This window comes from Robertmurraya sp. (assembly GCF_036676585.1).
GTDB lineage: Bacteria > Bacillota > Bacilli > Bacillales > Cytobacillaceae > Robertmurraya_A.
In genome coordinates this window covers 17,994-32,559 of the sequence record NZ_JAKFCQ010000027.1, presented here as the reverse complement: position 1 = coordinate 32,559, position 14,566 = coordinate 17,994, and the positions used below count along the sequence as shown (strand labels likewise).

Sequence of the window (14,566 nt, the reverse complement as noted above, 5' to 3'; positions counted from 1 at the left end):
TGATCTACAAAAACGATCTTAACACCTTCAAAAACAGCGATAAGGATGGATTTAAATTGTTCTTTTTCCAAGCAATGACAAGCTCAAAGTCTTGGTCGTCAAATTGATCGATTTCCACAAAACGAAGCGAGGAGCTAGAGATCGCTTCAAAGCTTTTAGGTAAAATGGAGATCCCCATTTCTGATTCCACAAGTACGGGTACCGTATCAACAAAGCGAGGCTGACTGACTATTTTTGGAGTGAAGCCATGTTGCTCGCATATCTGGACAATAAAATCATACGAACCCACCGGGGAATCGTGACGATTATGTATGATGAATGGTTCCTGTGCCACATCTGATAAAGTAATTTTTTTGTTGTTTACTAGTGGATGATTTTTGTGCATAACAATGCAATATGGTTCTTTTGCAACTGTTTCGATTTCAATTTCTTCTATTCGATGAAGACCAGATGGCAGGGTTAGAGCGAAATCTAGGTCCCCATGTTCTAATTCATCTTTTAGCATTTTACTAGGAAAGTGATTTAAATGGAGTTCGACTTTTGGATATAATTCACGAAATCGTTTGATGACTTCTGGTAGGAAACTTCGAACATGTACAGCCAAAAAGCCAATAGAAAGACTACCGATGATTCCTTCATCCGTTTGCTTTGCCTTTTCAATGGCCCCGGATGTTTTTTCCACTATCTCAATGGCTTCTTTGAGAAAAACAGAGCCTGCAGGTGTGAGCTTTACGGAGCGTTTGTTTCTGATAAATAGTTTTACGCCCACTTGATCCTCTAAATCCGCAATTTGCTGGCTAATCGCAGATTGAGCAACATAAAGCTGATTGGCAGCTTTCGTAAAATTTAAATGCTCGGCAACAGTGATAAAATAACGCAATTGGCGAATATCCATAAGACCCTCACTTGTCATGATTTTTCTATTATTTTATCATAGAATATGAGAATAAAAGGATGAGGAAGGAAAGTTTCCCATATATCAAACAGTTGACTACTACAATAAAATGGAAAGAGTAATCATAAATCGTGATTACAGAAATCAAACTCTAATATTTCCAATTATTCCGATTTCGTTTTATGGTTAAATGTGAAAGCGCTTAATAATATAAAAATACTGACTAGGGGTGTGGTGAAATGGTCGTACAGGTCGTTGGCAAATTACCTAATGAAGGCAAACCATATTACGTTCGAAATGGTGAGGGTGAAAGGTACTTATTCGGAACACAGGTAGCTTCGGTTGTTGCCACAACAAAAAGTACTGGTGATATGCTAGAAATCGTTCAATTATCAGGCGGAAAAGGGGACTATTTTCCAGCACATATACACGAACAAGCCCAGGAAGGAATTGTCGTCCTTGATGGTAGACTTGAGGTAGAAGTCAATGGAGAAAAACATCTGCTAACAGCAGGGGATTATGTTCATATCCCTGCAGGCACGGTTCATTCTTATTGGATGCAGAGTCATCGAACACGCTTTTGGTCTTTTACCATTAACGGAACTGTGGCAGAACTATATTCACATATTGGTGAGCCTTATGATAAATTTGAACGTCCACCTGTTTGTGAAAATCCCTTAGAATCAAATTGTCTAGCAAACATTCCTAGTAATATTGATATAAAAATGGTTGATCGAAAGCAAGTATCCGAGTTGGCTCAGTTGGTGAAAGGGTGTGCCATACCAAAAGAGCCTAAACCCTATGTTCTTGAATCTGGAGAAGGAGTGCACCTGCTGAGTGGGGATACTGTTCATTCCCTTCTAACTACGAAAGAGGCAACTGACGGTCATTTTATTGCTTTAGTATCAGAGGGACCAAAGGGGTTGCCTATTGGAGAACACGCACATGAATTCACAAATGAAACCTTTATGTGTTTGCAAGGAGAAATGACCCTTTGGGTAGATGGAGAGGAGTTGCATCTCTTGCCGGGAGATTTTGCCTACGTGCCTGCTAAAACGGCCCATCGCTTCCGTTGTGATGCTCACTACACGAAGTTTCTAGGGGTATTAACACCGGGAGATTTTGAGGATTTCTTTCGAATTCTAGGAGATGAATATGAACATCCTATTTTTCCTAGCGAGCCTGCACCTTATCGGTTTGATCGAGTCATTCAACGAATCCAGGAAATTGATTTGACTTTATTAGGAAAGCCTCCACGTCCCTCCGATATTGAAGAGGTTAGTTAAATATGAGTTTTCGAGTTAGAATTATACAAGATCTTGTGTTTTCCTCCCCTAGTGGAAAGCCGTTATTGCTAGATTTATATTTGCCTCTACATTCAGAAGAACCATTGCCAGTTATTGTTTGGTTACATGGAGGCGGTTGGAGAATTGGGGATCGGAAGCTTGGGCCAGATTTTTGTCAGTTTTTTGCCGAAAAAGGCTTTGCGATGGCGAGTATAGAGTATCGTTTGAGCGGGGAAGCACTGTTTCCAGCACAAATTCATGATGTGAAGACAGCGATCCGGTGGCTTCGTTCGGTTGCAGAAGAGTATCAGTTAGACAGCGGACGTATTGGATTATGGGGTTCATCTGCTGGCGGACATTTAGCTGCATTAGCCGGAACAACAGGATCTGGAGTTCTTGAAGAGTTGGAGCATGGGTGTGCTGATTTTTCCTGTAATGTCCAGGCAGTTGTGGATGGATATGGTCCAACAGATTTCTTGCAAATGGATCTCCATCATACATCTGAGGAGTTTTCCAATGATCCAGAAACGGAACGTCTTCACCCGGTCCGATATCACTCTGATATGGATTCTCCAGAATCCCAATTACTAGGATCTCCTATTCATTTGGTACCTGATCGTGTGCGGGAAGCCAATCCCATCACGTACATTAAAGGGGGAGAACCGCCTTTTCTGATCATGCATGGAACTAATGATACGGCAGTACCGGCACATCAAAGTGAATTACTTTATCAAGCTCTCTTAGAAAAAGGAAATGATGCCACGCTCTGTTTGATAGATGGTTTTGGCCATGCTTTTTTCAACAACAATGATTTGGACAATCATGAACCTTATTCTGCTAGGCTTCGTACGACTCGGGCAGGGGAGAAAGAGCAGACAGAAACCACCCACGTAAAAATATTTGAAATGATTGAAAGGTTTTTTGGAAAACATTTAATAAAAAATTGACTAAAAGATACTCCAAGCAAACGGAGTATCTTTTTTCTTACTGTTCAATCATCTGAAATTGCGATTTCTCAAATAACATCTATGTATTTCAAAAAAGTATTTTTCTGTCTTATCATTTAATTACAGGCTAACACAATGGCTAGATTGAAAAACGAGGAGGAGTTTTCTTGAAATTACTAACATATTCCGTAAATAATGATTCACTCAGACTAGGTGTTCTAGTAGACGAAAATACGATCATCGATCCGCACCAAGCGTATATAGAGCAGCTAAAGCAACAAGGACAACAAAGGGCGGAAGAAATTGCAAACGCTTTACTTCCAACTAACCCTGTGGAATTTATTGCGAATGGGGATATGGCTCTACAATCGGCAAAAGAAGCCATCGACTATGCCCTAGGACATTCTGAAAATACATCGGCTATTTATAAAAAAGACTCGGTAGAAATTGGACCACCGGTGATAAAGCCAAATAAGATCATCTGCGTAGGACTAAATTACAAGAATCATATTATTGAAATGAAGCGAGATTTCCCAGCTCACCCGGTTATTTTTGCTAAGTTTGCAACAGCGATTGCAGCTCCTAACGACGTCTTTCCACTTAACTCTGAGTTAACGAAGAAGCTAGATTATGAGGCAGAATTGGCATTCGTGATTGGGAAGGAAGGAAAGAACATTAAGGCAGAAGATGCTTTGGATTATGTGTACGGCTACACAGTAGCTAATGATATCACCGCTCGCGATATGCAAAAAAGAACCATCCAATGGCTGCAAGGAAAAACTCTTGATAAAAGTCTTCCATTAGGCCCCGTATTAGTGACGAAGGATGAAATTACAAATCCTCATGCTTTGGATATTTCTTTAACCGTAAATGGTGAAGTAAGACAAACCTCTAATACAGAGCAACTGTTGTTTAACGTAAATCATTTGGTTGAGTTTTTATCTGGCATTTGCACATTAGAACCAGGTGATATTGTTTGTACGGGAACTCCAGGTGGTGTTGGTGAGGCGCAAAATAAGTTCCTTCAAGATGGAGATGTTGTAAAAGTGGAAATTTCGGGGATTGGAGCGATCTTGACGACGATTAAGGAGGAGAGTGTTTCATGACAATTTTTCAAGAGCCGATTCGGGATATTGCTCATTTAGCTCATATAGAATTGCTATCACCTAAGCCAAATGAAAGTCTTGAATTTTTCCAGGAACTACTTGGGATGACTGTCTTAAAGAGCGAGGGACAATCCGTGTATTTACGAGGCTGGGGTGACCAACAGCTTTATAGTCTGAAGCTAACCGAAGCTAAGCAAGCTGGCCTTGGACATGTGGCGATGAGAACCTACTCTTCACAAGCGCTTGAACAACGTGCGAACCATCTTAAGGATAGTAAGTACGGTATCGGTTGGACTGACGGAGATTTTGGACATGGTCCTTCCTATCGTTTTATGGATCCGGCTGGACATAAAATAGAAGTCTTTTACGAAGCGGAAAAGTACATGAGACCGGATCATTTAAAGCCAGGGTTAAAAAATATGCCGCAAAAATATTCTGCGAGGGGTGCAGCAGTTACACAGCTTGATCATATTAATTTGTTTAGTCCTGATGTGGATGCGGATAGTTTGTTTTATCGTAAGTACCTAGGTTTCAAATTAAGTGAGCAAGCGGTAACAGAAACAGGGAAACAAACAACGGCTTGGCTACATGTGACCAATAAGTCCTATGATATGGCGATTTCATTAGATAAAACAGGTGCCCAGGGCCGCTTTCATCACGCCGCCTTTAAAGTAGAGACTCCAGAAATGGTTCTGCGAGCAGCAGATGTGTTTTTAGATAATGGAATTTATATTGAAGCTCCTCCTAACAAACATGTGGCAGGGCAAACGATGTTTGTGTACGTGTATGAACCAGGAGGCAATCGGATTGAAGTTTGCTCGGGTGGATTTTTAATTTATACACCTGATTGGGAAACGGTAACATGGACTCCGGAAGAACGAAAAAAAGGATTAGCTTGGGGATCGCCTCTGCCAGCTACGTTCCACACATATGGTACACCAGATATTGAGAAATCAAGTACAGGAGGGTGAGGGAATGAACAAGATGTTAAATAAGTTAACTCATGAGGAAGCCATTGAGCGTGCAAGGGAATTATCTGTCATGATACGTTCTCGTTCACAAGAAGGGGAAAGCTTGAGGCATCAACCACAAGAGAACATTGACGATTTTATTGCATCAGGGTTAGTTCGCTCGCTGGTGCCTAGTCGTTGGGGAGGACATGAACTTGATTGGAAAACATTAGCTGGTAGTGCAATTGAGGTATCAAAAGGAGATGCCTCTGCAGGCTGGTGCTATTCCTTATTGTTGCTTCATAGCTGGATGCTTGCCTTTTTCCCGAACGACGCTCAGAAAGATGTATGGAAGGACAATCCAGATGCTTGTCTAGCGACCTCCATAAATCCAAGTCCGAATTCTGAAATCCTAAAAGAAAAAGGTGGATATCGTCTAACTGGGAAATGGGGATTTTCTTCAGGTATTAACCACTGTGATTGGGTCATGATTAGTGCGGCAGCTCCACAAGAAGATAGCCAGAAAGAGAAAAAGATGTTGTATTTTCTTGTACCGAAAAGCGAATTGAGAGTAATTGATGTATGGCATGTTGTGGGAATGAGAGGAACAGGTAGTAACTTACTAGAATTAACGGATGTGTTTGTCCCTGAATACCGCACGATGGAGTTGAATCCGTGGAATCTTCATGGCATTTCTCCTGGGATGGAACAAAATAAGACTTCACTTTATCGAATTCAATTGTCAGCGGTTATGCCGGTAACTTTATTATCTGTTATTTTAGGAGCAACAAAGGGTGCATATGACATTTGGCGGGATATGGTGATCGGAAAAAATAAATCCCGTAAAGGAGAGCCTGTCGCAAACTTAACACATCAACAAATCCGACTTGCCAAGGTAGCAGCTAAGCTGGAAGCGGTAGATGCCCTCCTTCATAAATCGCTGGAGTTAGTAGAGTCCGGACGAGTACTTGATTACAAGGAACGAGTTAGTTTGAGAAGAAATTATTGCTATTGTGCGGAACTTTGTACAGAAGCAATGGAAACCATTTATACAAGCAGTGGAGCAGCAGCATCAGCCGAAAGCCATCCGTTACAACAATTTTGGCGTGATATCCATGCGGGAGCACAACATACCGCATTTAATTTTGATTGGGTAGGAGAGCTTTATGGCAAGTTGGAGCTTGGACTTCCTGTGAGTGTAGAATACTAGAAACGGAGGAGTAAACATGACAGTAAGTGCAGACAAGTTGACGGCTGACCTGATTTCTTCTTTGCGGGGAGAAACCATGGTTTCCTTGATTACAATGAATTCGGAAACCAATTTACCACAGTTAAGTGTAGTTTCGTGGGTGTATCCTGCATCTGATGGAAAGAGGATAAAAGTGGCGCTTGGCCATAAAGCATCTAGTATAGAAAATATTCGAAGCAATCCTAACGTAGTAATAGGGGTGATTGGAGCTGGAAGCTGTTATTCGGTCCAGGGAAAAGCATCCGTCTCTGAAATAAAAGAACTCACTATGAAACTATGCGTTGTCACCATTGAAGTAGAATCAGTTGAAAACGTGATGTTTTATGGAGGTAAGGTAACAACAGAACCTACTTATGAGAAAACGTATAATAAAGACTTAGCTATTAAATTGGACACCGAAGTTTATGAGCTTCTAAGTGAATAACCTCAGTTATTTGCGATACGGTTAATGTATCAAAATGAGGTTCTCTTGGATTTTTGAGATAAAACTAACTCCCTTTTAAATAAGATGTCAGGTCCTTAATTCAGTAACGAGAAAATAAGCGGAGATTTTTCGGTTAAATGCAGAATGGAGCTCGTTTCGGGGTAAATAAGGGGAGATTTTCCGCTTATGCAAAGAATTCTCTCCTATTTTCGAATTTTTTGAGCCTATAGGCGGAATCTCTCCGTTTATTTAAGCTTTTTTTAATAACAATTACTAATTAAACGGAATTTCTCCGTCTATTCATCAGTTCGGGTGCTTATCCTGATCCCCAACCGAAAAGTGTGGACCATCTTTACCCTTGATGTGGTAATCAGCAGGTTTTTATTGACCAGCCTATTTACTCAAGTAAATTGGTACTCAAAAAGGCACTGCAAAGGACAAAAATTTTGACCTTTTTTTAATTGCACAATACTTATTGTCCATCTTAATAATGATGTCAAATGCTGTGTCAAAGTTAATGGGATTTAGCAGAAACGTTAATAAAAAAGGAAAAGACGTATGCCAAAATTCATACGTCTTTTCTTTGTCTTTTAATAAGAAAGCACTAGAAAACGGAACCCTTACTTTTTGTGTGGCGGGTTTTTTTAATCGAGCAAAGATTGAACTCCCTTTGCAAATGACGCCTGTGGCGGCCAAGCACAAAGATCGAAAGGAAAATCAGAGCCCGGAACGATTCGATCTTCACCTACTGTTTCCAATAAAAAATCAATGCTTGCTTGATTCCATAGAACTGTATCATACCAGAAGCGTTTTAAGTACTCTGAGGGCTTTCCTTGCAGGTTGGACGAAACAGCTCTCCATTGTTCATATCCTTTATCAAGTCTGCCAATTTGATAAGGAAGGAACCCTCCACCATGGGCAAATAAAATTTTAATGTTAGGATACTTGTCGATCATACCGCTTAATAGAATATCAGTTGCACACACGGTTGTTTCCCAGGGGACGCCAATTAGATTCGGCATCATCCAATTTTTTAATCGAGGATCTTCGCTTAGCAATGGATGGATGAAAAGAATTGCTTTTAACCGGTTTGCTTCTTCAAAAAATGGAATAAAATAGTCGTCTGAAAGCATTTTTCCAGCTGCTGAGGGTCCGATGATTGCCCCTTTTAGCCCCGAGTTCATTGCATCATGTAAAATATGTGCGGCACGCTCAGGATGGCTAAGAGGAACGGTGCCAAGAGCGGATAAGCGTCCCTTCGTTTGTGTAACGAATTGTGACAAAGATTGATTGTATACTTGGGAAATATCTGTGGTGATGTCTTGTGGGAAGTCATACATAAAAAGCTGTGGAATAGGTGAAATCAAGGAATGAGAAACACCAGCTTCTTTTTGTTTGTAAAGATACAGGTTCTTGTCGATAAAGGATGGTTTTAATTCAAAGCCCCACTTCTCATTGACTACTAAAAAGTCATCTTTGTTTTCTTCCTTTTTAATCCATTTGGCATTGACGATATCTTTATGGTCCTTTAACCAAGTAAGAACATCATCTGGGATAAAATGAGTATGAAAATCATGCATTTGGGAGATTCTCCTTATGATTTTGATAGAATTTCAGTTTCTTATTACCAATAACCCATACGGTTTGATATTTCCATGGCGGCTTGCATCACTTTCTTTGCGTAGCCTGGAACTTTGTTTGCTTGTATCCTTTGTTTTGGTCCTACAATTGCTAATGCAGCGATGACCTTTCCACGATAATCATAGACAGGTGCAGCGATCGAGTTCACCCCTTCGAGAATTTCTTCACTGCTAAAAGTGTAACCGTTTTCTTTTATTTGTTTTAAATGGGCTCTAAGTTTACTAGGGTCGGTAATGGTGTTTTTCGTATATCTGGTTAAGCCTTTTTCAATGACTCTATCGACTAGTGGATCATCCGAATAGGCTAATAACACCTTACCTGAGCTCGTGCAATAAGGAGGATTCCTTTTTCCAACATTCGTTAACACACGAACAGGGTGGTGGCAATCGACCTTTTGAAGATAGATGACTTCATCATTATCCAGTACAGATATATGGGCTGTTTCGCCTATACTTTCCACCAGACGGTTTAATACCGACTGTGATTCTTTGTAGATGTCCATATGACTATTTACGATACCACTTAAGGAAAGGATGGATAGGCCGAGTCGATACTTTCTTGACTCTGGATCTTTATAGACAAAACCCTCGGAAGCTAACGTCGCCATGGTCCTACTCACCGTGCTTTTATTAATACCTAGAGAAGTAGATAAGTCGCTAATCTTCTTTTCTGGCTCTTCCATCGTAAAGCTTCTTAATATTCGTAAAGCATTTTTTACGGATGATAAATGCTGGTCTTCCTGTTTTTCCGTAACCATCTAGTATCCTCCTTTTTTCATCATTTGAAACAGAACTAAGTTTGTTTCTGTATAGTGGAGAATATAGCAAATAAATCCAAATAAATAAAGTGAATATTTATAAATTTTAAAATAAAATAAATTTTTTGTGTTTTGTTGCATATAGAGAAACTCCAATGTTGATAGCATAAAAAGTAGTGAGTAAGATAAAAATGTGAAGATTGATAAATTTTAGGAGAATCCTTTTCAATTTAAAAGAAAAGATTTTTCTAAACAACGAAATGTAAGCGTTTTAATTAAATGAAGAGGGGGATGTAAGATGTTGAAAAGAGGGATGAAGCTTAGTTTTACTATGTTAACCTTGATTTTACTAGTATTTGTGTCAGCCTGTTCGAAAAGCTCTGGGGGAGAACAAGGTGCATCAGATACAAAATCAATTACCTTTAAGATGGGGCATATGAACTCTCCTGACCATGTTCAAGATTCGAAGGCAATGAAACCGTTCAGTGAAGAAGTAGAAAAGCTTACCGATGGTCGAGTGAAATTTCAAATCTATCCGGGTGGAGCTCTCGGTGGACCTAAGGATACGTTAGACAATATTACAACTGGAATCATGGATGCGGGCTGGGGGTTACACGGGTATAACGCAGGAAAGTTTCCAACCCACTCTGTTCTTCAGCTTCCATTCCTTGCAAACGGGACAGGAGAGGAGTTAAGTGTTGTTGCTCAAAAGCTTTATGATACGTTCCCTGAAATCCAAAAGGAATATGACGATTTAAAGCTGTTATGGGTTCACGCAGCTGATCCGTACGCGATTATCACAAAAGGAAAAGCAGTCAGAAGCTTTGAGGACGTGAAAGGTTTAAAGCTTAGAACTCCGTCTGTTGAAGCAGGTGAAATGATTAAGTCATGGGGAGCAACTCCAGTTTCCTTACCGGCACCAGAAATTTATGATGCACTTCAAAAGGGTGTGATTGATGGGGGCGTCTTACCTGTTGCAGCTATTAAAGATTTTAACCTAACCGATTTGGTTGATTACGTCACATTAGGAAACTTCAACACTAGTATTTTCTACGTTGCTATGAACAAAGATAGCTGGAATAAGATCTCTCCAGAAGATCAAAAGCTCATTGAAGAAGAACTACTTGGTGAGCCAATGGCGAAAATGGCGGGGGCAGCGTTTGATTATCAAAAGGGCTTAGCGGAAACAGAAGCGAAAGATGCAGGTGTAGAATTTATTAATCTGGAAGAGAGTGAACTGCAAAAATTTAAGGATAACTCTGAGGATGTAAAGGAAAAATGGTTATCTGATATGAAATCAAATGGGGTAGATGGTCAGAAGATTTACGATGAAACAGTAAAGCTTATTGAAGAATAATAGTCTTCCTAATTGGAGGTGTAGGTAATGGAACAAGAAGTAAGAAAGGATGTTTCGTTGAGAGCTTCGGCTCTTGACGAAGTTTCCTTTTTAGAAAAAGTTATTCATCCATTCGAGAAAGTCGTTTCTACTTTAAATAATGTTCTTCATAAAGTTTCAAGTATCATTTTGTTTCTATTAATGTTTCTTACGACGGCAGATGTGTTTGGTCGATATTTTTTTAATAAGCCTATTACGGGAACGTACGAACTAACAGGATTGGCACTAGCCATGATCATCTTTTTTAGTCTTGGTTCGGCACAACTGAAAAAAGATCATATTGAAATCGACTTTTTAACGAATATGATGCCCGCAAAGGTTCAACACGCACTTTATGCCCTTACTTCCCTCATATTATTTATCCTTATGTCCTTAACCTCTTGGCAATTATTCGAGTATACAAAGAGGATTTATTTCGGAAATGAATTAAGTGGAGATCTTGGTTTACCACTTTATCTGTTCGTTACTTTTGCCACAGTCGGTGCGGTTTGTTTTACATTAACGTATCTTGTTGATTCGTTAAAATCTTTCCTAAGGGTGGTGAAAAAATGAGTCCAGAAATGATAGGAGTACTAGGAATTGTGCTACTCTTGGTTCTCATCTTATTAAGGGTTTCTGTAGGTCTTTCATTATTTTTAGTAGGGTTTTTAGGTGTATCGTGGCTTTCTGACTGGCAGGTCGGAGTGTCACAGCTTGGCTCCTCTGCTTTTGGTACTTCTAATAACTATGGGTTAAGTGTTATTCCATTGTTTATATTAATGGGAATGTTTATGTCTAACACGGGATTAGGAAAGGATCTGTTTAATGCAGTTGATAAGTGGATTGGCCATTTTCGTGGTGGTCTTGCGATTGCAACAGTCGGTGCCGCCTCCATTTTTGCTGCCATATCTGGCTCTTCCAATGCAACTACGGCTACTTTGGCGAAGATTACGATTCCTGAAATGAAAGAGTACAATTACCGGACGACCTTTTCTACGGCAGCAGTTGCAGCCGGTGGAACTCTGGGGATATTAATTCCTCCTAGTGTTATCTTAATTTTATATGGAGCATTAACGTCTGAACCAATCGGTCCTCTATTAATTGGGGGATTAGTACCGGGAATCATCATGACCCTTCTTTTTATGCTTATGATCAACATTCAAGTCCGCTTAGACCCTTCTATTGCCCCAACTAAAATGGAAAAGGCGACCATAGAGGAAAAATTTTCCTCTTTAAAAAGTGTTTGGCCTTTTCTTTTGATATTTGCGATTAGTATCGGGGGAATTTACTTTGGGGTTTTCACTCCAAGTGAGGCTGGTGGAATTGGAGCCATTGGTGCCTTTTTCCTAACTCTATTAACAAAACGATTGAGTTTTAAAGGGCTCATTTCATCCTTAGATGAATCGATCCGATTGACGGTTATGCTGTTTTTAATTCTGATTGGAGCATCGTTATTCGGAAAGTTCTTAGCGTTAAGCCAAATACCGATGTATTTAACAACAACGGTCGGATCACTAGACGTTTCTCCTTATCTTATCATGGCTATGATTCTTGTAGTCTACTTTATTTTAGGAATGTTTTTAGAGGGAATTGCCATAATGGTACTCACTCTGCCCATTGTTTATCCTTTGATTACTCAATTAGGATTTGATGGATTATGGTTCGGGATTATCATAGTGATGGTACTCAATATTGGGGTTCTTACACCGCCTCTCGGATTAAGTGTTTATATTATTAGTGGCTTCGTAAAAGATGTTCCCATTCAGCAAATTTTTAAAGGTGTAATACCTGCTATTCTTACCATGGTTGCTTTTACGATTGTTTTAGTTATTTTTCCTGAAATTGTAACATTCCTACCAGGTTTGATTGAATAGAGAACGTAAAAGAGGAGTGGGCCATATGATCAAAAAAACACTAGATGAAAAAGCATTTCACTTATTAAAAGAAAAAATGGATGAAGGCTTACTTCCACAATGGGTGTTAACGGATCCAGATATATTTGAGCTTGAAATTGAAAAGATTTATGGACATTCATGGCAGTTTCTTGGCCACGAAACGGAAATCAAAGATCCAGGAAGTTATGTGACACGCTGGATGGTTAATGATCCGGTTCTATTAGTTAGAACTCGTGAAGGTGAAATTAAAGCATTTTTAAATTCATGTACCCATCGTGGAACACAGTTATGTACAGCTGATCGAGGGAATAAAAAAACCTTTACTTGTCCTTATCATGGATGGAGCTATAATTTGAACGGCGAATTAGTGGGGATTGTGGCCGGAAACAAAGTGTATGGGGAAGAAATGGATAAATCAGAGTGGGGGTTAAGACCGATCCCCCAAGTTGAAATGTATCAAGGAATGATCTTTGGAAATCTTGATATAAATGCGGAACCTCTAGAGGATTATCTAGGGGAGATGAAGTGGTACTTAGATATTCTTCTTGGCAGAAGTGGCGGGATGGAAGTGCGAGGTCTTCCACAGCGCTGGGTAGCGAAAGCAAATTGGAAGGCGACGGCTGAAAACTTTGCTGCTGATCCGTATCATGTGCAAACGACTCACCGCTCCACGGTTGAAATGGGAATTAGTCCGGAAGATCCTCTATATGCTGGCTATGGACATCAAGTGGTGATGAAAAATGCACATGGAATTAATGTGATAACCTCAAAGACAGGAAAAGCAAGAGTACCTTTCCAAGGAATGCCCGAATCTATGTGGCCATTGTTTGAGAAGCATTTAACCCCTGAACAGTTAGATGTTCAATCGAAAGTCACTGTTTTCGTGGGGGGAGTTTATCCAAATCTATCATTTGTAAGTCCCATTCACGGAACGGAAGGTCACTTACATAACTACTTGAACTTTCGAATGTGGAGACCGCTTGGACCAGATAAGGTAGAGGTTTGGTGCTGGTTTTTAATTGATGAGGCAGCACCTGAGGAATATAAAGAAGCTGCCTATCGAGGATATCTAGGTTCATTCGGTCCAAGTGGAACATTAGAACAAGATGATACGGAAACATGGGCCCGAATCGTTGAAGTAAGTAAAGGCTTAATGATGAGAGACAAAAGCTTGAATTACAATAGTGTGAGCAATTATTTAATGGGGTACTCGCACGTGGATCCGGACGAGAATTTCCCTGGACCGGGGACTGCTTATCCAACGACGTATATTGACGCCTTATCAAGAAGGATGCACGAACAGTGGCTTGAGCTGATCTCTAAGGGACTCTTTAAAGAGGAGGTTAATAGATGAATCTAGATGTTCAGAAAATGGTGACACCCGAACTTCACCTTGAGATCACGACGTTACTAAACAGAGAAGCGTATTTCCTTGACAATCGAAAATATAAGGAGTGGTTGGAATTACTCACTGATGACCTCGTATATAGGATGCCTTTGAGAGAAACAGTAGAAGGTGTTGGAGTGGATGATATTTCTAAAGATATGGCTTTCTTTGAAGAAACGAAGGTCTCTCTAACTACTAGAGTAAACCGCTTGTATACGAAATCTGCTTGGGTAGAAAACCCGGCAACTAGGCAGCGACATTTTATAACAAATGTAATCGTAGAGGGAACGGAAAAGGAAGACGAGTACCATGTAAGAAGCTATTTCTTATTTATGAGAAGCAGAGCCTCTACGACTGATATTGAGCAAATGTTTGGGGAGAGAAATGATATTATTCGAAAAGTAAATGGTGTGTGGAAAATTTCCTCACGTACGATTTTCCCAGACCAATCAGTAATCACTACAATGAATATGAGTATGTTTCTTTAGCAAATACTAATTTCCTTAAAAAAATTCATTATTACACAGCCTCCTGATAAAAAGGAGGCATTTTAATTAAATTTTCAAAAAAATACAGATTGTTGCATATAGAGCAACAAGAGCGTTGTTGGTGCTGAGAGTAAGCGTTACCATGTAGTTAATAAAAATAATTTAT

General features: G+C 39.8%; 14 protein-coding genes. 11 read left to right on the top strand and 3 right to left on the bottom strand.

Annotation, left to right across the window (positions count from 1 at the left end):
- Positions 1-4: 4 nt before the first annotated feature.
- Entirely contained in the window at positions 5-895 is an 891-nt protein-coding gene (locus tag ACGLXV_RS03250; RefSeq protein ID WP_391557465.1) for a LysR family transcriptional regulator, read from the bottom strand.
- Positions 896-1,134: 239 nt separating this feature from the next.
- Here ACGLXV_RS03250 and ACGLXV_RS03245 point away from each other — a divergent pair, with 239 nt between their 5' ends.
- The 6 genes from ACGLXV_RS03245 to ACGLXV_RS03220 all read left to right on the top strand — a co-directional run bounded on the left by ACGLXV_RS03245 (position 1,135) and on the right by ACGLXV_RS03220 (position 6,857).
- On the top strand, positions 1,135-2,181 hold the full coding sequence (locus ACGLXV_RS03245; protein ID WP_391557464.1) for a quercetin 2,3-dioxygenase: 1,047 nt from the start codon (positions 1,135-1,137) through the stop codon (positions 2,179-2,181).
- A gap of 2 nt (positions 2,182-2,183) precedes the next feature.
- Positions 2,184-3,128: an alpha/beta hydrolase fold domain-containing protein gene (locus ACGLXV_RS03240; protein WP_391557463.1), complete on the top strand. Its 945-nt coding sequence runs from the start codon at positions 2,184-2,186 to the stop codon at positions 3,126-3,128.
- A gap of 167 nt (positions 3,129-3,295) precedes the next feature.
- On the top strand, positions 3,296-4,234 hold the full coding sequence (locus ACGLXV_RS03235; protein WP_391557462.1) for a fumarylacetoacetate hydrolase family protein: 939 nt from the start codon (positions 3,296-3,298) through the stop codon (positions 4,232-4,234).
- Complete coding sequence (locus ACGLXV_RS03230) at positions 4,231-5,205, top strand: VOC family protein (protein WP_391557461.1); 975 nt, start codon at positions 4,231-4,233, stop codon at positions 5,203-5,205. The genes ACGLXV_RS03235 and ACGLXV_RS03230 overlap by 4 nt, the downstream gene beginning before the upstream one ends.
- 4 nt (positions 5,206-5,209) lie before the next feature.
- On the top strand, positions 5,210-6,394 hold the full coding sequence (locus ACGLXV_RS03225) for an acyl-CoA dehydrogenase family protein (RefSeq protein WP_391557460.1): 1,185 nt from the start codon (positions 5,210-5,212) through the stop codon (positions 6,392-6,394).
- Positions 6,395-6,410: 16 nt separating this feature from the next.
- On the top strand, positions 6,411-6,857 hold the full coding sequence (locus tag ACGLXV_RS03220; RefSeq protein ID WP_391557459.1) for a PNPOx family protein: 447 nt from the start codon (positions 6,411-6,413) through the stop codon (positions 6,855-6,857).
- A 644-nt stretch (positions 6,858-7,501) separates the two neighbouring features.
- On the opposite strand, the gene ACGLXV_RS03215 is transcribed toward ACGLXV_RS03220, so the two are convergent.
- Both ACGLXV_RS03215 and ACGLXV_RS03210 read right to left on the bottom strand, forming a co-directional pair.
- A complete protein-coding gene (locus ACGLXV_RS03215) occupies positions 7,502-8,437 on the bottom strand; it encodes an amidohydrolase family protein (protein WP_391557458.1) in 936 nt (311 codons plus the stop codon).
- Positions 8,438-8,481: 44 nt separating this feature from the next.
- On the bottom strand, positions 8,482-9,255 hold the full coding sequence (locus ACGLXV_RS03210) for an IclR family transcriptional regulator (protein WP_119707724.1): 774 nt from the start codon (positions 9,253-9,255) through the stop codon (positions 8,482-8,484).
- A 298-nt stretch (positions 9,256-9,553) separates the two neighbouring features.
- Between ACGLXV_RS03210 and ACGLXV_RS03205 the strand changes: the two genes are divergently transcribed.
- From ACGLXV_RS03205 to ACGLXV_RS03185, 5 genes are read left to right on the top strand one after another with little or no spacing between them, the layout of a single operon-like run.
- Positions 9,554-10,612, top strand: coding sequence for a TRAP transporter substrate-binding protein (locus tag ACGLXV_RS03205; RefSeq protein WP_391557457.1), 1,059 nt, complete (start codon positions 9,554-9,556; stop codon positions 10,610-10,612).
- A gap of 27 nt (positions 10,613-10,639) precedes the next feature.
- Positions 10,640-11,203 (top strand): TRAP transporter small permease, encoded by a 564-nt coding sequence (locus tag ACGLXV_RS03200; RefSeq protein WP_391557456.1) that lies wholly within the window; start codon positions 10,640-10,642, stop codon positions 11,201-11,203.
- Entirely contained in the window at positions 11,200-12,504 is a 1,305-nt protein-coding gene (locus ACGLXV_RS03195) for a TRAP transporter large permease (protein WP_391557455.1), read from the top strand. Before ACGLXV_RS03200 ends, ACGLXV_RS03195 begins: the two co-directional genes overlap by 4 nt.
- A gap of 25 nt (positions 12,505-12,529) precedes the next feature.
- Complete coding sequence (locus ACGLXV_RS03190) at positions 12,530-13,879, top strand: aromatic ring-hydroxylating oxygenase subunit alpha (protein ID WP_391557454.1); 1,350 nt, start codon at positions 12,530-12,532, stop codon at positions 13,877-13,879.
- A complete protein-coding gene (locus ACGLXV_RS03185; RefSeq protein ID WP_391557453.1) occupies positions 13,876-14,400 on the top strand; it encodes a 3-phenylpropionate/cinnamic acid dioxygenase subunit beta in 525 nt (174 codons plus the stop codon). The genes ACGLXV_RS03190 and ACGLXV_RS03185 overlap by 4 nt, the downstream gene beginning before the upstream one ends.
- Positions 14,401-14,566 lie beyond the last annotated feature (166 nt).

Coding starts and splice junctions, on each gene's coding strand:
- ACGLXV_RS03250 (WP_391557465.1), bottom strand. CDS start 895: ATGGATATTCGCCAATTGCGTTATTTTATCACTGTTGCCGAGCATTTA.
- ACGLXV_RS03245 (WP_391557464.1), top strand. CDS start 1,135: ATGGTCGTACAGGTCGTTGGCAAATTACCTAATGAAGGCAAACCATAT.
- ACGLXV_RS03240 (WP_391557463.1), top strand. CDS start 2,184: ATGAGTTTTCGAGTTAGAATTATACAAGATCTTGTGTTTTCCTCCCCT.
- ACGLXV_RS03230 (WP_391557461.1), top strand. CDS start 4,231: ATGACAATTTTTCAAGAGCCGATTCGGGATATTGCTCATTTAGCTCAT.
- ACGLXV_RS03225 (WP_391557460.1), top strand. CDS start 5,210: ATGAACAAGATGTTAAATAAGTTAACTCATGAGGAAGCCATTGAGCGT.
- ACGLXV_RS03220 (WP_391557459.1), top strand. CDS start 6,411: ATGACAGTAAGTGCAGACAAGTTGACGGCTGACCTGATTTCTTCTTTG.
- ACGLXV_RS03215 (WP_391557458.1), bottom strand. CDS start 8,437: ATGCATGATTTTCATACTCATTTTATCCCAGATGATGTTCTTACTTGG.
- ACGLXV_RS03210 (WP_119707724.1), bottom strand. CDS start 9,255: ATGGTTACGGAAAAACAGGAAGACCAGCATTTATCATCCGTAAAAAAT.
- ACGLXV_RS03205 (WP_391557457.1), top strand. CDS start 9,554: ATGTTGAAAAGAGGGATGAAGCTTAGTTTTACTATGTTAACCTTGATT.
- ACGLXV_RS03200 (WP_391557456.1), top strand. CDS start 10,640: ATGGAACAAGAAGTAAGAAAGGATGTTTCGTTGAGAGCTTCGGCTCTT.
- ACGLXV_RS03195 (WP_391557455.1), top strand. CDS start 11,200: ATGAGTCCAGAAATGATAGGAGTACTAGGAATTGTGCTACTCTTGGTT.
- ACGLXV_RS03190 (WP_391557454.1), top strand. CDS start 12,530: ATGATCAAAAAAACACTAGATGAAAAAGCATTTCACTTATTAAAAGAA.
- ACGLXV_RS03185 (WP_391557453.1), top strand. CDS start 13,876: ATGAATCTAGATGTTCAGAAAATGGTGACACCCGAACTTCACCTTGAG.